The sequence below is a fragment of the Vibrio mediterranei genome (genome assembly GCF_013364395.1).
Classification (GTDB): domain Bacteria; phylum Pseudomonadota; class Gammaproteobacteria; order Enterobacterales; family Vibrionaceae; genus Vibrio; species Vibrio mediterranei.
Window position 1 is genome coordinate 2,196,201 of sequence record NZ_JABXGK010000001.1, and the last position, 24,109, is coordinate 2,220,309.

Sequence of the window (24,109 nt, forward strand, 5' to 3'; positions counted from 1 at the left end):
TCACTTCGCCTGGTTAGTTGATCCAACCGTCAAATTTAAGTTTGTTTTGCAACTTGCTGATCCCTTCCTGTTGAAGCTGACGTACTCGCTCTTTCGATAGCCCAAACATTTCTCCCAGATTGTCCAGTGTTAGCACTTCTTTGCCAAACAAACCAAACCGATGAATCACAATGTCACGGTATTTTTCTGGAAGAGACAAGACCACACTTTCTAGACTCTGCAATAACTTCTCGTTGTGACATATATCGTATGGCTCTGGGATAGCCTCTGACTTACAAGTTTCTAAACTTTGAAATTCTTTATCAATAGTATCAACAGATGAACTCGACTCAATAAAGCCACTCATGTGGATCAAATCACTGATTTGAGCTTGAGATTTCGCGGTTTTTTCAGCGATTTCCTTAACAGATGGCGGGCGTTGAAGATCAGCAATAATCTCGTTAGTTTGCTTCGATAATCGGTTTATTTCTTTAATAACATGAACTGGCAGGCGAACGGTTCGTCCCGTGTTCATTAGTGAAGACTCGATGCTTTCACGAATCCACCAAACTGCGTAAGTGCTAAAGCGAAAACCTTTTTCTGGTTCGAATTTGTCAATCGCTTTAATAAGTCCCAAATTCCCTTCTTCGATGAGATCAAGAATCGTGTGATTACTCAACCCTCTCTTCGTATAATTTCTGGCGATTTTTACTACCAATCGTAAGTTAGATTCGATTAATACGTCTCGAGCAGCCTTATCACCCCGGCGTGCTAACGTCGCATAATGATACTCTTGCTCGGGCGATAGCAAGTCGATACCCACGACGTCATGGATATACTTTGAATAGAAATCTGTACCACGCTCTTCATACTGTTTGTTAAGCCTTTCTGTCCTTGTGCTCATCATTAGCTCCTTTGTATGGCGCTACTCCTAGCCAATTAATTATTATTGGTGTGATCTAAGTCGCACGAATAAGCATAGACGCGTTTATGCTATGCATCAAAATTTAGTCCTATCGAATAAGCTAAATTCTCTTAAAAATAGTATAAAAGTATTAGAAATTTAGTTTCATGGTCGTTCAAGTTTAGATCGTGTGTTTCTGCAGATTTTAATTTTCTATGAACTATACTATTTTGGTAACTATCTGAAGTTGGTAGGTAATCTACTTAGGAACACTACTTATTCACTCTTTACAACAACAGGGACGCTACAATGATAGATTTTGAGGTATTGCGCGGCTACATGGATAATGACGACGATATCATCGCTGCGGTATTCATGGCATTTATGGAAGAACACGAGGATGGTGCGGAAAAAATCCAAGCCTTGTTCAACGAACAAAACTGGAGTGAGCTATTTATTACCGCCCATTCATTAAAAGGCATACTAGCCAGCTTTGGTGAGACTAAGGCCGTCGAAAAACTCGAAGCTATAGAAGGTTCAACCAGAAACAGTGATGCTCCTAACAGCGAAGATATTCAGTTTGTTGTTCAAGAGCTCGATGTTATCAAGGGGCAAATCAATGAATATCTCGCTTCCGCCGTGTAACTAAACAGTAAGGCACCAATGACTAAGCACGAGTTTTTAGAACGATTCCAGTTACATCAGTTAGCAGACTATCATGATGGTTCTAAATCAAGGACGGAACATCTTGATAAATCAGCGCTCAGGGAAGCGAGCGTTCTTATTGGTTTAGTTGAAAGAAATCAGTGTCTGCATGTCATATTGACGAAACGCGCTAGCCATTTGAAGCATCATCCGGGACAAATTAGTTTTCCCGGAGGAAAAGTTGAAGAAGATGACCTAGACGCAACCTTCACTGCTCTTCGCGAGGCTGAAGAGGAAATAGGCTTACGCTATGATGAAGTATCCGTCATTGGCCATCTTCCTCGTCTGGTCACCGTTACCCAATTTAACGTTACACCTGTTCTTGCATTTGTGGATAGTAATTACCGCCCTTCGATAGATGCTAATGAAGTGGACTTTCTATTTGAGGTACCACTTGAGTTTCTCGCTCATCCAGAAAACATGTCAGCATTGCAATTTACTGTACGTGGAAAACCACACCGCGTTCTCTCTATTCCATATAAAGAGCACTTCATTTGGGGCGTGACCGCACAAATTATTGAAAGTTTACAAACACAGCTGCAACTTAGTTAACAGACCACCAACACCAGCCAATCGATTGCGTTATTTTTCATTAGTTTTACTAATGCATCGCAATAGTCAATCTAATCTCTGGCACGTAAAAAACGTGACCCAAATAACGAATCCATCATTAGTATCAATATCCCGCTACAAATCATGACCTAGATCTAATTTTCACGTGAGAAAAGCATGCAAAATGCCCCCGACTTATTTCCTGTTCCCAAAATGAGTAACAAACTATGACTACCACAACTACTACGGCAACGAGCCGTTCTTCGTCTAAGTGGACCTATAAGGATTTCACCTGGGCTCTTTCTCTATTCGGTACGGCGGTTGGTGCTGGTGTACTTTTCCTTCCAATTAAAGCAGGTGCTGGCGGCTTTTGGCCATTAGTTATCCTAGCCCTAATTGCAGCACCAATGACTTGGTTTGCACACAAAAGCTTAGCTCGCTTCGTTCTTTCTGCTAAGAACCCAGAAGCGGATATTACCGACACAGTAGAAGAACACTTTGGTAAAACTGGTGCGAACCTCATCACTTTTGCATACTTCTTCGCTATCTATCCAATCGTTCTAATCTACGGTGTAGGTATCACAAACACAGTTGATTCATTCCTAGTGAACCAAATGGGTATGGAATCTATCCCACGCTGGTTGCTTTCAGGCTGTCTGATTGCAGCGATGACTTGTGGTGTAGTATTCGGGAAAGAGCTTATGCTGAAAGCGACTTCCGCGATGGTTTACCCACTAGTATTCATCCTACTTGCTCTATCTGTATACCTAATCCCAGATTGGAATACTTCAATGATGAGCGTTAGCCCTGACTGGGGTTCAATGCCAGCAGTTATCTGGCTAGCGATTCCAATCATTGTTTTCTCTTTCAACCACAGCCCAATTATTAGCCAGTTCTCTAAAGAACAGCGTCGTGTATACGGTGAAGATGCGGTTAAGAAGACTGACATGATCACTGGCGGTGCAGCGATGATGCTAATGGGTTTTGTAATGTTCTTCGTATTCTCTGTTGTTCTATCTCTATCTCCAGAGCAACTAGCGATTGCACAAGAGCAAAACATCTCTGTTCTTTCTTACTTAGCTAACGTTCACGAATCTCCACTGATTTCTATCCTTGGCCCTGTTGTTGCGTTCGCCGCAATCACTTCAAGCTACTTTGGTCACTTCCTAGGTGCACACGAAGGTCTTGTAGGTCTAGGTAAGTCTCGTTCTAAAGCACCAGTTTCTAAGATCGAGAAAGCATCTCTACTATTCATCGTTATTACTACTTGGATTGTTTCTATCATCAACCCAAGCATCCTAGGCATGATTGAAACAATGGGTGCGCCAATGATTGCGGCAATCCTATTCCTAATGCCTGTATATGCAATGAAGAAAGTTCCGGCTATGGCTAAGTTCCAAACTTCAGCACCTGTACAAATCTTTACAGCAATCTGTGGTATTGCAGCGATTACTTCTGTAATCTACGGCGCTTTTTAATTGACTTCGTCAGTTGAACATCTCGGTTAAACAATAACGATAATATAAGCCTCCATGTACTTTGGGGGCTTTTCTAGAGGTAAATCAGTATGATCAGTGTTTTTGATATCTACAAAATTGGTGTTGGACCTTCAAGCTCTCACACCGTAGGCCCGATGAAAGCTGGTAAAGAGTTCATCGACGACCTGCGTTCAATGGGTAAGCTAAGAGACATCACCAAGATCACTGTAGATGTTTATGGATCACTATCACTGACAGGGAAAGGTCACCACACAGATATCGCAATCATTATGGGTTTGGCTGGTAACTCACCAGAAAAAGTCGACATCGACTCAATCCCAAGTTTCATTGCCCGTGTTGAAGAAACAGAGCGTCTTCCAGTTGGCATGCACTGTCACACCGTTTCATTTCCTCGTGACGGCGGCATGAATTTCCACTCCACTAATTTAGAGCTTCACGAAAACGGCATGCAGATCCACGCTTGGATCGATGACGAAAAAGCGTATTCAAAAACTTACTACTCTATTGGCGGCGGCTTTATTGTTGATGAAGAGCACTTCGGAAAAGAAGAAGTATCAGCATTAAAAGCTCCTTATGAGTTCAACTCAGCAGAAGAACTGGTAGAACTGTGTAAAGAAAATGGCCTATCAATCAGCACACTGGTTATGGCTAATGAGCACGCTGTACACTCAGATGAAGAGACTCGTACGTACTTCGCTAATATTTGGAAAACAATGCGTGAGTGTATGGAACGCGGCATGAGCACTGAAGGCATTCTGCCTGGTCCACTGCGTGTTCCACGTCGTGCAGCAGCACTTCGCCAACAATTGATCACATCAGAAAAAACCACAACTGACCCGATGTCGGTAGTTGACTGGGTGAACATGTTTGCTTTTGCTGTAAACGAAGAAAACGCAGCAGGTGGTCGCGTTGTTACCGCTCCAACCAATGGTGCTTGTGGCATCATTCCAGCGGTACTTGCTTACTACGACAAGTTTATCCAAACCGTGACTGAAAAAGACTACATCCGCTACTTTGCTGCGTCGGGCGCAATCGGTGGACTGTACAAGCAAAATGCATCGATTTCTGGTGCCGAGGTAGGTTGTCAGGGTGAAGTTGGTGTTGCATGTTCTATGGCGGCGGCAGGTCTTGCTGAACTTATGGGTGGAAGCCCTGAGCAAGTTTGTATGGCAGCTGAAATCGCAATGGAACACAACCTCGGTCTAACTTGTGACCCTGTTGCAGGACAAGTTCAAGTACCATGTATTGAACGTAATGGTATTGCTGCGGTTAAGGCAATTAACTCGACTCGAATGGCGCTTCGTCGTGCTTCTGCACCTCGTGTGTCATTGGATAAAGTTATCGAAACTATGCTTGAAACGGGTAAAGACATGAATGCTAAATACCGTGAAACCTCTCAAGGCGGTTTGGCAATCAAGGTTGTTTGCTAATAGGTAAATTCCAATAACAAAAAACCGAAGCCTGAGCTTCGGTTTTTTTATGGTCATAGTAACGTTTAGCAGCTAGCGGTTTATTCGCCTTTGTAGATACAACCTGCAGTACACGTTTCTTTGATCTCTACTTTACTTAATAGCGGTAGGTTAGGCTTAAGCTGCCCCCAAATCCATTTGGCCAGTACTTCACTGGTAGGGTTCTCTAGTCCCTCAATATCGTTCAAGTAGTAGTGGTCTAAACGATCGTAAATTGGTTTGAATGCTGCTTTGATCTCTGCAAAATCGACTACCCAACCAGTATGCGGATCGACTTCACCTTCAACATAGAGACGCACTAAAAAAGAGTGTCCATGCAGACGACCGCACTTGTGGCCCTCTGGCACATGCGGAAGATGATGTGCAGCTTCGAACATGAACTCTTTATACAACTCAGTTTTCATAGGATATCTCTGTTAAAAAATGACACGCAATCCTACTGAAAACCGAGCTCTATCTCAAGCTATACCGTAAAGAACGACGACGAGAAAAACCCGATAGATATAAATGTCGACATGGCTGCACCGCACAACAGTACTGGCATTTTTGCTCTTGGGTAAGATTCAAGCAACAAGATAATCGCCAGATAAGTAGGATACAAACCAAAGATATAACGTGGCATCGCATTGACACCCGATGATAAAGGTATCACTAAGTTGATAAACATAAATAGCGCTTCAGCATAACGCTTTTTGTAGATTAGATAGCCGTTAAGTGCGAAGCCAAGTAAAGAAACAATGGTGAGATAGAGCTTTGGACCACCTCTTTCAAATCCATATTCCAACCAAACAAATGGATTACTAAAGGTTCTGCCCCACGCCACTTGAATATGACCGAATGCCAATGCATCTCCCATATGGAAGTACAAATAAGCCATGTAAGTAAAGAAGCCTAATGGGATGACCCAAATAGCCGCAATAACCGCCAAACCGCGAGTTTTAAATCGATAAAAACTACTTAGCCCATAGTGCTGGATGCCAATAAAGAGTACAGAGAATACTAACATCACACCTAGATTTCGCGTCACTGCAGCTAACATCCCTAATACAGCGACCAATAACCAATTCTGGCGATAACAAGCAATGAAGAGTCCTGCTACCAAGGCAATATACAGCGGCTCAGAATAGCCCGCTAATGAATAAACCGTATAAGGCGAGAAGCACATTAACCATATTGCCGTATCTTGCGCATTATTGCTGAGCTTCATCTGTTTCAATGCCATCACTAAAGCAGCAGTGCCAGCAATGAGGGTCACATTAGACACTAAGACCAATGACAGGTTGATGTTATTAACGACGTAATTCACTGTTTTCGCGAGATAAGGGGACATGGGCATAAACGCCCAGTTAGCTCCGTTGCTTTGCCTCATATAGCTAGGCACTAGCGCGTAACCATCTTCCGCTATTCGCCTAAACCATACACAGTCAAAGCGACACATTTGATGCCAAATATCGATGTCCTTGATCGCTTCAGGGTTGAATGAGTACGTTCCTATTAAACCAAAAGCGGCAAAAACGATACGACTAGTGATCACTGCCAGCAAGAGTGTTATCCATTGGTCTTTGGTTAACATTATTGAAGAGTTTGGATTATGCATGGACTGAACTCACTTTCTCGACTTTCTGCGTCCCGGATAGAGGGGGTTGTTCTGGGTTATTTCTCTTGTCATATTGACCATATATTCCTTCTACAAGGTAAATTGGTCTCTGTTTCATTTCACGATACATTCTGCTGATATAGCCGCCGATAATGCCAAGCGAGATCAACTGAATGCCACCTAAGAAAAGTACAACACTAATAGTCGAGGCATATCCCGGAGTCTTAATATCAAAGAAGGTTGCGCCAATCACTATCTTTAACATAAACAGAAAAGCGAGTAGAGAAATCACACACCCTACAAATCCCCATATTCGCAACGGCCATGCAGTAAAACTCAGTAAACCGTCTACTGCAAAATTCCACAACTTCCAGTAATTAAATTTGGTTTCACCAACATGTCTTTCAGGACGCTTAAAAGTAATCCCTTTAGAACGAAATGCCCCCCAAGCCAATAAGCCTTTCATAAAGCGATTTCTCTCCGGTAGTTGACGCATCGCCTCTATCACTACTCGATCAATCAAACGAAAGTCACCTGCATTTTCCGGCAAGGTTGTTTCTGATGCGAGCCAGTTGAAGACTCGATAAAAGCCACCAGCAGAGACTCGTTTCATCCACGTGTCTTTGCTTCTATCTTCGCGCACGCCATAAACAGTGTCCCACTCACCTGTCTGCCACTCTTTAACAAACTCTAATATGAGTTCAGGAGGGTCTTGAAGGTCAACGTCCATAATGACACATGCATCACCTCTAACATGATCAAGACCTGCTGTCATCGCCGCTTCTTTACCGAAATTTCGGGCCAAATTCACTAAAGTGACCCGTTTATCTTTGCCTATCAATTCTTCAATAACCGTGCGAGTTCGATCAGAGCTACCATCATTGACGAAAACAATATCTAATTGATGACGCATTCCATTGAGGGCATTATCCAGCGCATCAATAAACGGTATGATCGACTCTTCTTCATTAAACACGGGAACTAATATGGATAAACTAAACTCGTTGCTACTTTTCATCAGCCCCGTCCTTAATCGTTATTTTGGTGACCGTTAGACTCGCCGGAGTTTCAAATTGCATATATTGGATGGGACGCGCCGCATCGATATTTGCTGCGGGCAATGTAGCTGCAAGAGACAGCTGACCGATAGGCTCCAATCGTGTCTTATGTTCACCATCGATGGAAACGTAAACGGGCTCAGTAATGCTTTTCGCTAGATCAATTTTTACATACACGGAACGAGTTGGGTTTTGGTCAAAGTTAAAATACACACCGCCAGAATGAACCAGTCTCCTACCTTCATTTTTATTACGCTCAAGCTCGGTGTGTAAGTCGTAGTTCCAGCCTTCACGACTAATAAATGGGGACTGCTCTCCGGGCTCAATAATTCCTGACAAAGGCAGCACTAAGTTGTTATTATCCTTGCCCCAAAAAAGCGTGGCTTTATCAATGTAATACGTTTGATAGCCCACCGTTACATTAGGTGTTGCCGCTAAATATAAAACCCACAAATAGTAGCCAGACAACGTAATCAGAATGGCAATTAGACTTGTTCTAAGTCGACACTCTTTACCTTTAACATTGCCTCTAGACGTTGTGTTTTCGAGATTTTGTTCGGTCATAATTAATTTACAACTAGTTACATTTCATGATGTTTTACTCCTGCCTAACGGAAAGACTGTCAACATTTAGTCAGAAGCTTATTAAGATTTGATCAACCGATAATTAAACTTAGGGTACAAACCACCACTCATCCACACCTTGTATTTCATCATCGATTTAAACTCATACCAACAAATACCAACTCAACTTATATTTGTCTCATTTCTCAATTCCAAGATTAGTTGCATAAAAAACCATGAGCTTTTCGAGGTTTTACCAATAAATGCCTTCCAGAGCACCGGTAAGTTAACTTAATATTCACTCTGTCAGCCCATATCATTAACAATAAAAACTATGCGTCTAACAATTACAAATAAACTTTTAATAGCGCTTATATTGGTCTTTGGAACAGTGGTTATTATTTCGACAACTTATCAATATAACCAACAAAGGGATCTCATCTATTCAGTCCTCAGTGAACAACTTCATGACAAAGCAAGTAACTATTTCGATAGCTTAAACATGATGATGCTCACAGGTACCATGGCTCAAAAGGAAACGCTGAGAAATAAAGCACTAGCTCAGGAGAATATTGAAAACGTTCGTGTTCTTAGAGGAGATGCTGTTTCCAAGCTATATGGACAAGGTTTAGAAAACCAAGTGGCGGTCGATGACATCGATAAACGTGCCCTCAATGGCGAAACGGTTATAGAGCCGTTCAAAGCAGATTGGGGAAGCGGCCTAGTCGTTGCCCTGCCAATGGAAGCAAGTACCAACTATCGAGGTACAAATTGCGTTACCTGCCACATGACAAAAGAAGGCGAAGTATTGGGTGCCATTCGCATCGAATACAACCTGAATCAAGTCAATGGATTCATCAATAAGCGAACCGCTATTGCTGTCGCGATTATGGCTGCCATCGCATTTCTTGGTTACTTAGCAACGATATTTATTGCTCGTCGATTTATTGTTGGGCCAGTCCAGACAACATCCAAATTTATGACTCGTGTAAGTGGCAGCAAAGATCTGTCCATTAGGTTATCGCAAAAACAAAATGATGAAGTCGGTGATTTAACTAATGACATCAATGCATTTCTAGACACGGTCTCAGATAGCCTGACTAAAGTGCAATCTACGGCGCAAACTGTCAGTTCAAATGCAGACAAACTAACAAGCATTGCCGAAAATAACGAATCTATCGCCAAACGTCAGCTTGATGAAACCGCGGCAGTAGAATCCAACATGCAGATGCTGAAACAGCAACAGGCCACTGTTAGTGACGCAACCGAACGCGCATCGCAGTTGATGCAAGAGACGTGTGAACTGACAAAAGCGAGCAGCACCGAAGCTCAATCTGCAAGTAATGATATCGAATCGTTGGTACAAGACATTACCCAAGTCTCCTCTCATATCTCTGAGCTTAATGAACAGACAGAGCAAGTCTCAGCAATTCTGTCGACAATCAAAGGAATCGCAGACCAAACAAACTTGCTTGCACTAAACGCTGCTATTGAAGCTGCGCGAGCTGGAGAGCAAGGGCGTGGTTTTGCGGTTGTAGCAGATGAAGTTCGCTCTCTGGCTAGCAGAACCACGCAAGCGACTAATGATATTGAAGATATCATTGCCAAATTCCAACAAGGCAGTAGCCATTCCGTTCAAGCGGTTCGAAACGTCTCCGAAACAGCTCACCAAAGAGCGGATGAGGTTCAAGCACTGGCAGATAAAATGCAGACCGTTGTATCTCAAATTGAGGCTACGACTGACATCGCTAGTCAAGTGCAAGAGCAAATACAAGCTAACCGAGAAACCAGCGAAAACGTTGGTCAAAAAACCGTCGTAATTAGTGAGCATGCCAATGAAGCCTCGGACTCGGCGACTCAAACTCACCAAATTAGCATGGATTTGCAGCAACTCTCCCACCAACTCGATACGTTACTGAATCAATTTATGCTGAATAACCACAATAAAGGTTGAACCGTAAAAATTGACAGGTAATATGTCCCTTTGAAAAGAAATTTAGTAGCAACCCAATGAATTGGCTAAATGTTAGCCAAAGTCATTGGGTTGTATTGTTACCTCCATGGAGAAGATTAATAACATGACTTACGCGCCTGTAACTGACGTACTAAGCGGTAAGCTAGCTGTTGACAGTGAAGTCACTGTACGCGGCTGGATCCGTTCACGTCGTGATTCCAAAGCTGGAATCTCTTTCCTTGCCATCTACGACGGCTCTTGTTTCGACCCGATTCAGGCCGTGGTCCCTAATAATCTTAATAATTACGAGAATGAAGTACTGAAGCTAACAACAGGCTGTTCTGTTGAAGTAACAGGTACCATCGTAGAGTCTCCAGCAAAAGGTCAAGACTTCGAACTTGCAGCGACAGACGTTAAGGTTGTTGGTTGGGTTGAAGATGCTGATACTTATCCGATGGCGAAAACACGTCACTCAATCGAGTATCTGCGTGAAGTTGCTCACCTGCGTCCACGTACCAATGTTATTGGTGCTGTTGCGCGTGTACGTAACTGCCTATCTCAAGCTATCCATCGCTTTTATCACGAGCAAGGCTATTTCTGGATGTCTGCACCACTTATCACGGCTTCTGATGCAGAAGGTGCTGGTGAGATGTTCCGCGTTTCTACGCTAGATATGGCTAACCTGCCATTGACAGAGCAAGGTGATGTAGACTTCAACGAAGATTTCTTCGGTAAAGAAACATTCCTGACGGTATCTGGTCAACTTAACGCTGAAGCATATGCTTGTGCTTTAAGCAAAGTGTACACATTCGGCCCAACTTTCCGTGCTGAAAACTCAAATACTAGCCGTCACCTAGCGGAATTCTGGATGGTTGAGCCTGAAGTCGCGTTTGCAGACCTTGATGACGCAGCGAAACTGGCTGAAGACATGCTGAAATATGTGTTCAAAGCGGTATTGGAAGAACGTCGTGATGATCTTGAGTTCTTTGCTCAACGCATCAACAAAGAAGCAATTACTCGTTTAGAGAAGTTTGTGGAATCTGACTTCGCGCAGGTAGACTACACTGACGCAATTCAAATCCTGCTTGATTCAGGTAAAGAGTTCGAGTTCCCTGTTGAATGGGGTATCGATATGTCTTCTGAGCATGAGCGCTACCTAGCGGAAGAGCACTTCAACGCACCAGTTGTTGTTAAGAATTACCCGAAAGACATCAAAGCGTTCTACATGCGTATGAACGATGACGGTAAAACAGTAGCGGCTATGGACGTACTGGCACCGGGCATTGGTGAAATCATCGGTGGTTCTCAACGTGAAGAACGTCTAGAACTTCTAGACAAGCGTATGGTAGAAATGGGTATCGACCCTGAGCACATGAACTGGTACCGCGATCTTCGCCGTTATGGCACAGTACCTCACTCAGGATTTGGTCTAGGCTTTGAACGTCTAGTATCTTACGTGACTGGCATGGCAAACATCCGCGATGTGATTCCGTTCCCACGTGCACCTCGCAGCGCGAACTTCTAATTCTTACTCATTTTGCTCTTACGAGCAGAGATAGAATCCAATTTAAAGACCACCGCTTAAGGTGGTCTTTTTATTTCATCACATGCCAATTCAAGAGCGGATAACTGAATGCTTAATTTGCAAATTCGAATCGAATATTCAGTTGGTAATTCATCCTATTAGCACTACATTTAGAGTGTAAACTTTATATAGAACGAGGTCTCATGATGGGAAAATTTACAGTAAAAGACATTGAATACTATGGTGAATCAGACGGCGTTCATAAATGGCAAGCTTCAAGTGGTCAACCATATTACTGGCATCCTGATTGGCTACATGTTGCCGAAGATGAAACCGGATTGCACCCAAAACAAGCGCTAGAAGTGGATGACAATGAAAGCGCAACAAAAGAGCATGCAACAACCGCTATTGTTAAACATCTCAACGAATGGCTAAAAGATAAATTAGACCAAAACCCAGATATAGAAACTCAAGCTGTAGAATCTGAGCACGAGCTTAAAGGCAAAGACGATTAATCGTTATCTATCTTAGCTAACGTGCTTTCCATTGCTGCATAAAGAGCACGTTAGTTATAACTTAACCTAGCAACTCAAACACTATTTCTAGAACTTTACATACACAAACAATGAATTAGTGTCCTTTTCTGTTTCAAATCAAAATAATTTTCTGTTTTCTTCTTTAATGTGGTTGTCTCCTATAGCCTTGAAAGGTATAAATAGGCTGTTGTCGTTTGTTAACAAACGTTTTGATTGCCCCTTCAATTAACATGGATGAAGAATATGTTTGAAAAAGTTGTTGCAGCACCCGCCGATCCAATCCTTGGTCTTACAGAAGAGTTTAAAAAAGACACTCGCGCAGAGAAAATTAACTTAGGTGTTGGTATCTATAAGAATGAACAAGGTGAAACTCCCGTTCTAGCGACTGTTAAGAAAGCAGAAGCGGCACTGCTGGAGACTGAGAAAACCAAATCTTATCTAACGATTGAAGGGACAGCTGAATACGGTCTAGCTGTTCAAAAACTGCTTTTCGGCGCTGATTCAGAGATCGTTGCCGAAAAACGTGCCAAAACAGCTCAAGCTCCAGGTGGTACTGGCGCACTTCGTGTTGCTGGTGAGTTCATCAAGCGTCAGCTTGGTGAAGTGAAGATTTGGATCAGCAACCCTACTTGGGCGAACCATAATGGCGTATTTAGCGCTGCAGGTATCGAAACCGCGCAATATCGTTACTACGACGCTGAAACTAAAGATAAAGACTTTGCAGGCATGGTTGCAGATCTTGAACAAGCGTCAGCTGGCGATATTGTGTTGCTACACGGTTGCTGCCATAACCCAACAGGCATCGATCCTACTGCCGATGAGTGGGACCAATTAGCTAAACTTGTTGCAGAAAAAGGCTTAATCCCATTATTTGACTTTGCTTATCAAGGCTTTGCTAAAGGTGTAGAAGAAGACGCTCAAGGTCTACGTGCGTTCGCTAAACACAACAAAGAGATTCTAGTGGCAAGCTCTTTCTCTAAGAACTTTGGTCTATATAACGAGCGTGTTGGTGCGTTCACATTGGTTGCGACTTCCGAAGAAGTAGCAACTACGGCTTTCTCTCAAGTTAAGAGCATCATCCGTTCAATCTACTCTAACCCACCAGCGCACGGTTCTGCAGTAGTCACTCACATTCTAAATGACCAAGCATTGCGCGCAGAATGGGAACAAGAAGTGGCAGAAATGCGCGACCGTATCCAAGAAATGCGTGAACTATTCGTTGAAACTCTTAAAGCTGAAGGCGTAGATGCAGACTTTAGCTTCATCGAGCGCCAAAATGGCATGTTCTCTTTCTCAGGCTTGACTAAAGAGCAAGTTAACCGCTTAAAAGAAGAGTTCGGTATTTACATCGTTGGTTCTGGACGTATCAGTGTTGCTGGTATGACAAAGTCAAACATGGGTCCACTATGTAAAGGTATCGCCGCAGTTCTATAAGCTCTAGCTCATAGAATCAAAGCCTTAGCATTGAACAAATGCAACTAGCAGGTGCAAATAATAGGTCAGCTTCGGCTGACCTTTTTTGTATCTGCGTGTAGTATTAAAGCATTGACCGACAGCTAAGGCCGCACATGGACGCAGAAATCTTGGAAATTCAAAACTTCCTAGCCTCCCACCCTCCTTTTGACGAACTTCCAGAAGAGACCGTACTTTATGTATCTCAACATATGGAAATTGCGTACTACCGACAAGACACCCCCATCATCCATTTTGGTGATGATATTCACGACCTTTATATGGTTCGCAGTGGTGTGGTTGAAATCTACCGTCGTAAAGGAGAGCTATATAATCGCCTGGATGAGGGAGACCTATTTGGGCAGATGGGACTGCTGACGAACAACAAAGTCCGTTTTCCTGCAAAAGCTGTCGAGGACACGTTAGTTTACTGCTTGTCAGCCGAGATCTTTCAGGAGCTTTATGACGGCTTCGATTCATTTGCTGATTTTGTAGAAGTAGAAGATACGGTACGTTTACGCCAAGCGGTTTCCAATAATACCAATGAGAATGACCTGACCACATCCAAAGTAAGAACTTTACTAACGCGTGACGCTCCAACTATTGAGCGTTCCAGTACCATCCAAAACGCTGCAAGATTGATGGCGGACGAACAAGTATCATCGTTACTGATCATTGACCCAGAAATTGTAGACAATGATGAGGAAGACACTTCTCCAGTCCTCGGCATTATCACTGATCGGGACCTATGTACTCGTGTGCTAGCAGAGAGCCTTGACCCACAAGATGAAGTGGGTAGCGTGATGTCTACCGATGTGATTTCTCTCGACCACAATGCTTATGTTTACGAAGCCATGCTTACCATGCTTCGTTACAACGTGCATCACTTGCCGGTACTCAAAAACAAACAGCCTATCGGCATCATAGAAACTACCGATATCGTCCGTTACGAATCGCAGAATTCGTTATTACTGGTGAGCAGTATTTTCCAACAACAGTCCGTTGAAGAGCTTAAATCGCTCTCCGAACAAGTTGGAGACAGCTTTGTCCGTTTAGTTAACGAAGATGCTAATGCTCACATGGTAGGAACCGCCATGTCGGTCATTGGCAGAAGCTTCAAGCAGCGCATAATTGAACTTGCAGAAGAAGAACTCGGAAGTGCGCCTATCCCTTACTGCTTCTTAGCACTTGGCTCAATGGGACGAGACGAACAACTTGTTGTCACAGACCAGGATAACGCCATTATTCTTGATGACAGCTACGATGAGAAGAAACATGGGAAGTACTTCGAAGCCTTTGCTAAGTTCATTTGTGATGCTCTGGCAGACTGTGGGTACAGTTACTGCACGGGTGACATCATGGCCACCAACCCGGAATGGCGCATGACTCGCAAAGAGTGGGAAGCATGTTTCTCTGATTGGATTGATGATCCTAACCCGAAAGCCCTGTTGAATGCATCGATCTTCTTTGACCTCGATGGTGTGTACGGCAAGTTGAAATGGGCCGAGCAACTAAATAGCTTTATTGTCCGCCGTGCCCGTCGTAACAACCGATTCCTCGCCTGTTTGGCGCGAAATGCCTTAAACCGAAAACCGCCTCTCGGTTTCTTTAAAGATTTTGTGATGGAAAAAGATGGTCAACATAACAACTCCATCAACCTCAAACGTCGTGGTACTGCACCTTTGGTCGACCTAATTCGAGTACACGCGTTGGCGGTAGGTTCTCGCTCTACTAATTCATTTGAACGACTGGACGACATTCATGAAGCGGGAATATTACCCAAAGGCCGTGCCCGAGATCTCAAAGACGCGCTTGAGTTTATCTCTATGGTACGCATTAGCCACCAAGCTATCGACGTAGAGCAAGGAATAGAACCAGATAACAATATCGAGCCTGAAAATCTTTCTGACTTTGAGCGTCGAAACTTAAAAGACGCGTTCCAGATCTTAAGTAACGGTCAAAATTTCCTCAAATTCCGTTACCAAGCAAATAACGCGTTAAAGTAGGTTCAAATGATTAAGAAATTACTTCAGCCCCCTTCCGTCCAGTGGGCAAACAAGTTTGCGACCTTGGCAGAACGAGTTAATGATGAGCGTCTACAAGCATTTTACTCTGCTGGACTACCTGCCGCAGACACGCCATTAAGTGAGTTAGAGTTCGTTGCACTGGATTTCGAAACCACCGGACTAAATCCAGATAAGGACGGAATTCTCTCTATCGGTTTAGTGCCATTTACCGCGTCTCGTATTCGTCTCAAGCAAGCAGCGCATTGGACCATCAGACCCAAAGCTAAGCTTGAAGAAGAATCCGTTGTCATTCACGGGATTACGCACAACGACATTCTTGATGCCCCAACATTGGATGAAGTATTGGGCGATGTCCTTTCAGCGCTAGCGGGAAAAATTATCGTTGTCCATTATCGACCCATTGAGAGAGGCTTTCTAAATAGTGCGCTTAAGCGAATGATTGGAGAAGGCATTGAGTTTCCGGTTGTCGATACCATGCAAATCGAATCGGATTATCAATCGCGCCTGACCGGAGGCATTATTAATAAACTGAAAGGGAAACGAGCAGACTCTGTGAGACTTGGCCAAAGCCGACGTCGATATGGTTTACCTGATTACCCACCTCATCATGCGCTGACCGATGCCATCGCGACAGCAGAACTTTTGCAAGCTCAGCTTGCTTATCATTTCGAAGGCAAACATACGATTAGCGAGATTTGGCTATAACTTTGCATTCCCCTCTGACCACGTTTGGTCAGAGGGGAAATAAGATTAGATCTTAAAGCGACCAATCTCTTTCTCTAGTTTCTGAGATAAATTAGATAGGTCAACGGCTTGCTGTGCAGCTTCCTGAGCTTCTTCAGCTAACTCATCAGACACATCACGTATACCTTGGGTATTTCGAGTGATTTCAGAGGTCACAGACGCTTGTTCTTCCGCTGCCGTAGCTATTTGCGCAGCCATATCACTGATTTGTTCAACAGCCGCATGAATTTGCGTTAGGCTCGCTGCTGCACAGTTCGCATCGTCAACACTAGTGTCAGCCAGTTTTCGACTATCGTTCATAATACCCACCGCTTTTGCAGTGGTTGCTTGCAAGGTTTCAATCGTACTTTGAATTTCTTGAGTCGACGCATGAGTACGCTGACTAAGCACACGAACCTCATCCGCAACAACCGCAAAACCACGACCCTGCTCTCCTGCACGTGCTGCTTCAATTGCTGCATTAAGAGCGAGCAAGTTCGTTTGTTCAGCGATGTCTTGAATAGTCGAAAGAATGGTATTGATGCTATTACCGTGCGTCTCAAGCTCTTGAATTACGCCCGTCGCCACTTGAACTTCTGCCGCCAGATTTTGAATAGAGCCTTGAGTTTGAGAAACTTGGCCGGCACCGTGATTACTCGCACCAACCGCTTCTGACGAATTAGATGCTGTCATGTCGGCATTACTTGCGATTTCTTGAGTGGCCGCAGCCATCTCGTTAATCGCTGTCGCAACCATGTTGATTTCATCTTGCTGTGTTTGAATACGCTGGCTACGCACTCGGGCATGCGTTGCCGTATCTTTAGCTTGCTCCGATAGAGCCAATGATACATCTTTCAGGTGCATGACCGTTTCATGCATATAGCTGACGAACGTATTGAAGTTTCTAGCCAACTGCCCTACTTCATCTTTACTACGCGGTTCTAAACGCTGAGTTAGGTCACCTTCACCAGAAGCAATCTCTTTCAATGCTTTTGACACGCGAGCGAGGTCATTCACTAAGAAACTCATCAACCACGACGCTACAATACCAACCAAAATAACAATAATCAGAGAGGTAATAATCAGTTGAGTTAATGCCGTTTTGTGACCCGCTAGTTCTGTCGCTTTATCAAGTTCAACCGCAAACACCCAGTTTGTTCCGGGAACCTTCGAGAAGAACATCAGCTTCTCAGTACCGTTTAGTTTAAGCTCCAACATTGAGTTATCGGACGCTTTTTGCTGAATAGTTTGGATATTAAAACTCTGACCCAATGCCGTCACAGGCTTTAGAAGTAGCGATTTGTTAGGGTGCGCTAAGAAAGTGCCATTAGTCAGATCAATGAGCATTGCTGTCGCATTATTACCGACGTTTAAGCTGATTACATCGTTAACTAATTGGTCAATGAGAACATCAGCCCCAACGACCCCCATAAGTTGGCCGTGCTGTTTTACTGGCTCTGCAATTGTCACCAACAGTGCGTTGGTAATGGCATCTTGATAGGCCTCAGTGATAATCTGTTTATTCGCAGCCTGAGCCTCTTGATACCAAGGACGGGTACGAGGATCGTAATCAGCACGATTACGCTCAGGGTGAGAGCGGAACATTTCACCAGCCGGAGTGCCAAAGAAAATGTCGTCAAAGCCACCCGCTATGCGAGCTTGCTGTAAATATGGAACTTTATCCTCTTGATCAACAAAACCGTTGAACGCAGTGGCGATAGTTTTGCGAATATCGACCCAGTTTTTAATGCCTTCTACAGCAGCGTATGAGACGTTGTTCGCACGTGCACTGATTGCAGCATTAGTTTGCGAGGATAATTGATTAGCGGCAAGAATGGTCAACGCGACCGCCATGAGCACCACCGCACTGAGTGTGGCAGCAATAAGCTTTTGTCTTAATGATAAGTTCATAGTTTATTATTCTGTCTTTGTCGGATTTTGGTTGTTATTTTTATTGTTAACCACTACGTGGCGTGCGAATAATATACATATTCAGCAGCAAAATCGAGCGCCAATATATTGACTTATAAGCATTTTGTAGTGACGTTTCATTGACCCCACTAATTTTACAAACAATGTTTTTATTTGTATTATGCTGGAGATTTAATCAACTCCACTATAATCGGCTGATCACTCCATTTCTTTAGGGCTCGACATGTTAAAGATCTACCAAAGACAATATGCAATTGTCGAGGCCATTGCCTACTTGAAGCAACCTCACATTCATTAGCTAATGTTGACTTTTGTGCTGACAGCACTCAAAAACTCGCGAGAATTTCTCGACATTCACTTTGGCTAATTTTAGAGGTTCACTATGAACTCCAAACATTGGACTCGGTTTGAACTACTCCATCAAACTGTGACTAACCCTAATATCCACATTAAAGGTACGCATAGTTATTACAGCGACGCTTACGACAATGGTTTCGAGTCGTCGGTCGTCCGCTACCTGCATGGCGACGAGCAAACTCGACATAAGTCGCCGCCATGGGACATTGACCAACTATATATAGGCGATTATGTCTGTATCGGGGCGGAAGCAATAATACTTATGGGTGGCAACCACACTCATCGACTCGATTGGTTTTCACTCTATCCATTTTTGGACAATGTCGAACAAGCTTATCAATCGAAAGGCGATACCATTATTTCTGATGGTGCATGGATTGGCATGCGAGCGATGCTCATGCCAGGAGTGTCTATTGGTGAAGGTGCAGTAGTTGCGACGAATAGCGTGGTGACGAAAGATGTAGCGCCTTATTCCATTGTTGGCGGTAACCCAGCAAAGGTCATTAAGCATAGGTTTGATGCCGACAGCATAAAGCGTTTGCTAACACTCAATATCTATCAATGGAGGGAAGAAAAATTCGAGGCGCTACGACACTTCATTTGCGCCAGCGATATCGATGCACTTGAAAGTGCTCACACACTCTATGAAAGCCGTTAATAGCAATCATAATTTGAACATCGATAAACAAAAAGAGCGGCTAATTAGCCGCTCTTTCTTATCTGCTCAGATTGCAATCAGTATTTTTCAGTTCTCATACCAAGCAATAGGCTCACACACATCATCAGCAAAATGATGGTGAACGGTAATGCAGATGAAATCGCACCGGCTTGCAATGCTGCAATCGCCTCATTACCACCAATCCAAAGTAGCGCAACTGCGATAGCACCTTCCATAAACGCCCAGAATACGCGCTGAATAACTGGTGCATCGACTTTACCGCCCGCTGTAATACTATCGATTACCAAAGAGCCTGAGTCTGACGACGTAATAAAGAACACCAAAACAAGCACAACAGCAACGATAGAGAGCATCGTACCCATAGGCAATTCATCGAACATTTCAAACATCGCCAATGGAACATCACCTAAGCCATTGGTACCCAGTGAGCCAACTTGATTAATCACTTGATCAATAGCCATGCCACCAAATACTGACATCCACACCACGGTCACTGCGGTCGGTACGATAAGTACAGCTGTAATAAATTGGCGAACAGTACGACCTTTAGATACACGCGCGATAAACATACCTACGAATGGGGACCATGAAATCCACCACGCCCAGTAGAACACAGTCCAGCCGTGCATCCATACTTCATCTTCGCGTCCATGAGGGTTGCTTAGTGGAATAATGTTCTTAATATACGCAAACAACGTCTCAGGAATCGCGGCAAATGTAACGGCATAACCAATAAAAGCAACTAATATAAGCAACAAGAAGGCGATGATCATGTTGATATTACTAATTACCTTAACACCGCCATCAATACCGCGTAATACAGAAACAACCGCCAATAATGTTACGACCGCAATAACGACAATTTGCAAAGTCATTCCTGACTCAACACCAAACACGTGATGAATACCGCTCGCTGCTTGCTGCGCACCTAAACCAAGAGATGTTGCTAAGCCGAACAATGTCGCCAATACCGCAAGAATATCAACGATGTGACCTGCCCAACCCCAAGCTCTGTCGCCAAGAATCGGATAGAAAATTGAACGCATCGACAAAGGTAAACCTTTGTTGTAGGCAAAAAAGGCAAGTGAAAGAGCAACAACGCCGTAGATTGCCCATGGGTGTAGACCCCAATGGAACATAGTAGCACCCATTGCAAGCTCTCTTGCCGCCGCAGTGTTTGGCTCTACACCTAGTGGAGTTTCAAACCAGCCAGTAAAGTAAGCCACGGGCTCAGCTACACTCCAGAACATTAAGCCAATACCCATACCAGCAGCGAACAACATGGCAAGCCATGACATAAACGAATAATCCGCGACCGCATCTTTACCACCAAGGCGGATTTTACCGTATGGGGACACTATCAATGCTAGGCAGAAAACAACAAATATGTTCCCAGACCACATGAATAGCCAATCAAATTTATCAATGATTGCTAGTTTGATACCATCAAGAGCAGATTTTGCGGTATCCGCGTCAACAATGACGGTTAGTAAGAGAAGTAGTGCAATAAATCCCGCACTAATCCCGAAGACAGGGTTGTGAACATCAAACCCCCATTTCTGGACATTATCTTGCCCAATAGTGTAGTCAGTACTATCAATACTGTACTTATCAATACCCTTTGTCATTAATCCTCTCTATGACCCATTCCTTTCAACTCAAAGCATTTTAGGTCAAAACTATGAATGCTGGACTACAACGAACAGCTGACCCTTAACGATATCTGCTTTGCAAACGCTGTATTTTACCAAATTATAAGCGGAATTTCACAAAATGTTAGGAAAGTCAGACAATTCGTACCAAATGGAACTGAGACAATTAACGATTAGAACTCGAATTAAATCGGAGTGGGCGGGAGTTTAAGGGCCAAAATAGAAGAGACATATGGCCCCAAATTGATGAAGCCACTATTCCAATAAAATACTAGTTCTTTGAAATATTACTATCGAGTTGTAGAACCGGAGACGCGTCAATATCGTCGGCATTCATCATCAACGAAATACGCTGGATCGACGACAGCAATAAAGTTTGCTCCCAACTTTCTAGACGCTGAAATTTCTGAACAAAACTATCCTGAAGTGGTAAAGGAGAATCTTTTAATACTTCCTCCCCCTTCTCAGTCAAAGTTGCGTGCACTTTGCGTTTGTCTTGCTGACTCCGAATACGTTGGACATAATCTTGAGCTTCAAGGCGGTCTATGATCGTCGTTGCCGTGGCTTGGCTGATATTGGTTGAGTTTGAAAGTTCACGAATTGTCACATCACCCATATCTTTGATAGCTTTCATCAAAATAAGCTGAGGCCCCGTCAAGCCGCACTCTTTCTTAAGCTTTTTAGAGTGTAGGTCAATCGCGCGGATAATCTGGCGTAACGCCACCAATACTTCTTCGTGTTTTTCCAATTTCCAATCCAGTCTTTCAAAGAGTTAGCGCGCTCTTTATAACAGAACGCGAAACAGAATGCGTCGTGATTTTAGTAAAAATCTCAATTGATCACAGCTTTTATCCACTTAAACAACCTAAACCCTCGCTAAATCTAGCTTCACACCTATTTTATACTCGTTAAGAGCATATTAAACCAAATCGTTTAAGCACCCTACGACAAACCATTTTCTAGAGCGTATTTTGCCAACTCTGCCGTCGAATGTAGATCCAGTTTATGTTTGATGTTTTGACGGTGAGTCTCCACCGTTCGATAGGAGATGTCTAACATCTGAGCTATTTTCTTACTACTACAACCTTGAGCTACTAGCTTGAGCACAGACTCTTCACGTCGACTCAATGGGTTGGACTTTGCTACGACAGGGGTAATCTCTTGAGAGAACAATGTTTGGGTGACTGACTCACAAAAGTAGGTCGACCCTTGGTGAACAGTCTTAATTGCCTGCACCATTTTCTCTGCGGAGATTTCCTTTAGCATGTAACCTACCGCTCCTGCCTGCATTACCTTCATAATGTATTCACGATTATCATGCATCGTTAACATTAGAACTCGGATATTGGGAAGCTCTTCTTTAAGCACTTGCGTGGACTCAATGCCGTTCATTATCGGCATACTTACATCCATTAAGACTACATCCGGCAAAGTGCTTTTGACGACCTCAATAGCTTCTACACCATTGCTTGCAGTTGCAACCACATCGATTTCCGGCTCGCGCTCTAGCCTAGCCATAAAACCTTCAAGAACAACCTGATGATCATCGACAATGACGACTCGGATCTTGGCATCCATTACACTGCCTCCTCTACCTTTAACAACACGGTAATTTCTGTTCCCTTTCCATATTCACTAATCAGCTCGAACTCTCCCCCGATGAATTCCACTCGTTCGCGCATGTTTCTTAATCCAATCCCACGGCTATTCATCGCATTTCCAACATCAAATCCAACTCCATCATCGGTGACGATCAACTGTAGTACACCGCCAAATTGCTTCAAGAACACGGTGACCTTGGTCGCCTGAGCATGCTTTTCGATATTATTAAGAGACTCTTGAACCACTCTATAGAGTGTAGTCGCCACTTCAGATTTGAGTTTCGAGGCATTGGAGTCTAAAACCAGTTCAGTACTTGCCATGGAGTAAGTTTTAAAATCTTGCAAGAGAGTGGTAATCGCTGCTTCCAAACCTATATCATCCAAAGCACTAGGACGTAAGTGATGGGAAATTCGACGAACTTCCATTATTGCTTCTGACAATGAAGATTGAGATTGCTGTAAGTGCCCCATAGAACGATCATCAACGCTTCTCGTGTCCATCAACTCAAGATGACATTTACTCGACACCAGCAATTGATTTACCCCATCATGAAGCTCTCTGGCTAAATGCTTACGTTCATCCTCCTGAAACATCACCGTTTTATGGGCGAGCTCTTTTAGATTTTTATCAGCTAATTTATGTTCGTGCCAATTAACCGCTAAGGTCAGTACAATAATCACCGCTACTGTTACTGCGAAAATTGTCACGATAGAAAATATCGTGGTCTCGATATTGTTATCAATGGCGGCCCTTAATATTGCCACTTCTTGCGCCACATCTTCGATATACAGCCCGGTCCCTATCATCCAGTCCCACTTATCCAGCCAACCTGCATAACTAAGTTTGGTGACCGTTTCTCCAGTAGAAGGTTTTTGCCATAAGTACTGGTGATAGCCCCCTCCTGATTGAGCTTGAAACAACAAAGCTTCAATCAGGTAATCACCATCTTGGTCTTGAAGTTTTAACAAGTTTCGACCGACAAGCTGCGGAAGAATTGGGTGGACAAGGTTGGTGCCGTTTTTGTCGTAGGCAAAAAAGTAGCCATCGGTTCCATAACGTAGACGATTGAGCGTTTCTTTGACCTGGCTTTGAGCTTCAGTTTCAGTTAATGAGGAGTTGTTATAGACCTGCTCAATGGCATCAAAGGCCATTTCGACGCTATCTTTAAGAGCAGATTCTTTTGAGCGAATAAGGCTCTCTCGGAAAATGTTAATTTCATTTTCTCCGAGGGCTTTTGCTTGGTGAAGAGTTATCCAACTAACACTCGCCGTCACAATGATAAGTGGGATGAGTGTCAGTAAGATAAGTTTTGCTTTGAGCGGCATAGAAGTCCTTTTTCTAAG

The 24,109-nt window shown here is 43.6% G+C and carries 20 protein-coding genes and 2 pseudogenes; 11 read left to right on the forward strand and 11 right to left on the reverse strand.

The window, feature by feature from the left end; translation table 11 throughout:
- Positions 1-13 precede the first annotated feature (13 nt).
- Complete coding sequence (locus HOP38_RS10255) at positions 14-883, reverse strand: sigma-70 family RNA polymerase sigma factor (RefSeq protein WP_031494304.1); 870 nt, start codon at positions 881-883, stop codon at positions 14-16.
- Positions 884-1,192: 309 nt separating this feature from the next.
- Here HOP38_RS10255 and HOP38_RS10260 point away from each other — a divergent pair, with 309 nt between their 5' ends.
- The 4 genes from HOP38_RS10260 (at position 1,193) to HOP38_RS10275 (ending at position 5,069) form a co-directional block, all read left to right on the forward strand.
- Positions 1,193-1,528 (forward strand): Hpt domain-containing protein, encoded by a 336-nt coding sequence (locus tag HOP38_RS10260; RefSeq protein WP_006073707.1) that lies wholly within the window; start codon positions 1,193-1,195, stop codon positions 1,526-1,528.
- Positions 1,529-1,546: 18 nt separating this feature from the next.
- Complete coding sequence (locus tag HOP38_RS10265) at positions 1,547-2,140, forward strand: CoA pyrophosphatase (protein ID WP_006073708.1); 594 nt, start codon at positions 1,547-1,549, stop codon at positions 2,138-2,140.
- A gap of 227 nt (positions 2,141-2,367) precedes the next feature.
- A complete protein-coding gene (locus HOP38_RS10270; protein ID WP_038225865.1) occupies positions 2,368-3,618 on the forward strand; it encodes an aromatic amino acid transport family protein in 1,251 nt (416 codons plus the stop codon).
- An 89-nt stretch (positions 3,619-3,707) separates the two neighbouring features.
- Positions 3,708-5,069 carry an L-serine ammonia-lyase gene (locus HOP38_RS10275; RefSeq protein WP_006073710.1) on the forward strand — a complete coding sequence of 454 codons (1,362 nt, stop codon included), beginning with the start codon at positions 3,708-3,710 and terminating at the stop codon, positions 5,067-5,069.
- Positions 5,070-5,149: 80 nt separating this feature from the next.
- Here HOP38_RS10275 and queD read toward each other — a convergent pair whose 3' ends face one another.
- Genes queD through HOP38_RS10295 form a run of 4 tightly spaced genes read right to left on the reverse strand, consistent with a single transcriptional unit; the run spans position 5,150 to position 8,327 of the window.
- Entirely contained in the window at positions 5,150-5,512 is a 363-nt protein-coding gene (gene queD / locus HOP38_RS10280; protein ID WP_006073712.1) for a 6-carboxytetrahydropterin synthase QueD, read from the reverse strand.
- A gap of 59 nt (positions 5,513-5,571) precedes the next feature.
- Positions 5,572-6,705 (reverse strand): hypothetical protein, encoded by a 1,134-nt coding sequence (locus tag HOP38_RS10285; protein WP_198557993.1) that lies wholly within the window; start codon positions 6,703-6,705, stop codon positions 5,572-5,574.
- Positions 6,698-7,723, reverse strand: coding sequence for a glycosyltransferase family 2 protein (locus tag HOP38_RS10290; RefSeq protein WP_006073716.1), 1,026 nt, complete (start codon positions 7,721-7,723; stop codon positions 6,698-6,700). Before HOP38_RS10290 ends, HOP38_RS10285 begins: the two co-directional genes overlap by 8 nt.
- Positions 7,713-8,327 (reverse strand): hypothetical protein, encoded by a 615-nt coding sequence (locus HOP38_RS10295; protein ID WP_198557994.1) that lies wholly within the window; start codon positions 8,325-8,327, stop codon positions 7,713-7,715. The genes HOP38_RS10290 and HOP38_RS10295 overlap by 11 nt, the downstream gene beginning before the upstream one ends.
- Before the next feature lie 334 nt (positions 8,328-8,661).
- Between HOP38_RS10295 and HOP38_RS10300 the strand changes: the two genes are divergently transcribed.
- The 6 genes from HOP38_RS10300 (at position 8,662) to HOP38_RS10325 (ending at position 16,526) form a co-directional block, all read left to right on the forward strand.
- Complete coding sequence (locus HOP38_RS10300) at positions 8,662-10,281, forward strand: methyl-accepting chemotaxis protein (RefSeq protein WP_198557995.1); 1,620 nt, start codon at positions 8,662-8,664, stop codon at positions 10,279-10,281.
- Between the two features lie 124 nt (positions 10,282-10,405).
- Complete coding sequence (asnS, locus tag HOP38_RS10305; protein WP_063603779.1) at positions 10,406-11,806, forward strand: asparagine--tRNA ligase; 1,401 nt, start codon at positions 10,406-10,408, stop codon at positions 11,804-11,806.
- A gap of 206 nt (positions 11,807-12,012) precedes the next feature.
- Positions 12,013-12,321, forward strand: a complete 309-nt coding sequence (locus HOP38_RS10310) for a hypothetical protein (protein ID WP_006073723.1) — start codon at positions 12,013-12,015, stop codon at positions 12,319-12,321.
- A 264-nt stretch (positions 12,322-12,585) separates the two neighbouring features.
- Positions 12,586-13,776, forward strand: a complete 1,191-nt coding sequence (locus tag HOP38_RS10315; protein ID WP_062457275.1) for an amino acid aminotransferase — start codon at positions 12,586-12,588, stop codon at positions 13,774-13,776.
- Positions 13,777-13,910: 134 nt separating this feature from the next.
- Complete coding sequence (locus HOP38_RS10320; RefSeq protein WP_038225878.1) at positions 13,911-15,800, forward strand: putative nucleotidyltransferase substrate binding domain-containing protein; 1,890 nt, start codon at positions 13,911-13,913, stop codon at positions 15,798-15,800.
- A 9-nt stretch (positions 15,801-15,809) separates the two neighbouring features.
- Positions 15,810-16,526, forward strand: a complete 717-nt coding sequence (locus tag HOP38_RS10325; protein WP_198558277.1) for a 3'-5' exonuclease — start codon at positions 15,810-15,812, stop codon at positions 16,524-16,526.
- Positions 16,527-16,571: 45 nt separating this feature from the next.
- On the opposite strand, the pseudogene HOP38_RS26225 reads toward HOP38_RS10325, so the two are convergent.
- Together HOP38_RS26225 and HOP38_RS26230 are read right to left on the reverse strand one after the other, a co-directional pair.
- A pseudogene (locus HOP38_RS26225) lies at positions 16,572-17,744 on the reverse strand (methyl-accepting chemotaxis protein); the annotation flags it as partial.
- Positions 17,742-18,455, reverse strand: a pseudogene (locus HOP38_RS26230) (cache domain-containing protein); the annotation flags it as partial. The pseudogenes HOP38_RS26225 and HOP38_RS26230, both read right to left, overlap by 3 nt.
- A 403-nt stretch (positions 18,456-18,858) precedes the next feature.
- On the opposite strand from HOP38_RS26230, the gene HOP38_RS10335 reads away from it, so the two are divergent.
- Entirely contained in the window at positions 18,859-19,491 is a 633-nt protein-coding gene (locus HOP38_RS10335; RefSeq protein WP_198557997.1) for a CatB-related O-acetyltransferase, read from the forward strand.
- A gap of 77 nt (positions 19,492-19,568) precedes the next feature.
- Here HOP38_RS10335 and HOP38_RS10340 read toward each other — a convergent pair whose 3' ends face one another.
- From HOP38_RS10340 to HOP38_RS10355, 4 genes are all read right to left on the reverse strand, one after another.
- Positions 19,569-21,140 (reverse strand): BCCT family transporter, encoded by a 1,572-nt coding sequence (locus HOP38_RS10340; protein ID WP_006073732.1) that lies wholly within the window; start codon positions 21,138-21,140, stop codon positions 19,569-19,571.
- Positions 21,141-21,435: 295 nt separating this feature from the next.
- A complete protein-coding gene (locus HOP38_RS10345; RefSeq protein WP_006073734.1) occupies positions 21,436-21,912 on the reverse strand; it encodes a MarR family winged helix-turn-helix transcriptional regulator in 477 nt (158 codons plus the stop codon).
- Between the two features lie 194 nt (positions 21,913-22,106).
- On the reverse strand, positions 22,107-22,742 hold the full coding sequence (locus tag HOP38_RS10350) for a response regulator transcription factor (protein WP_006073738.1): 636 nt from the start codon (positions 22,740-22,742) through the stop codon (positions 22,107-22,109).
- A complete protein-coding gene (locus HOP38_RS10355) occupies positions 22,742-24,091 on the reverse strand; it encodes a cache domain-containing protein (protein ID WP_198557998.1) in 1,350 nt (449 codons plus the stop codon). The genes HOP38_RS10350 and HOP38_RS10355 overlap by 1 nt, the downstream gene beginning before the upstream one ends.
- Between the last annotated feature and the right edge of the window lie 18 nt (positions 24,092-24,109).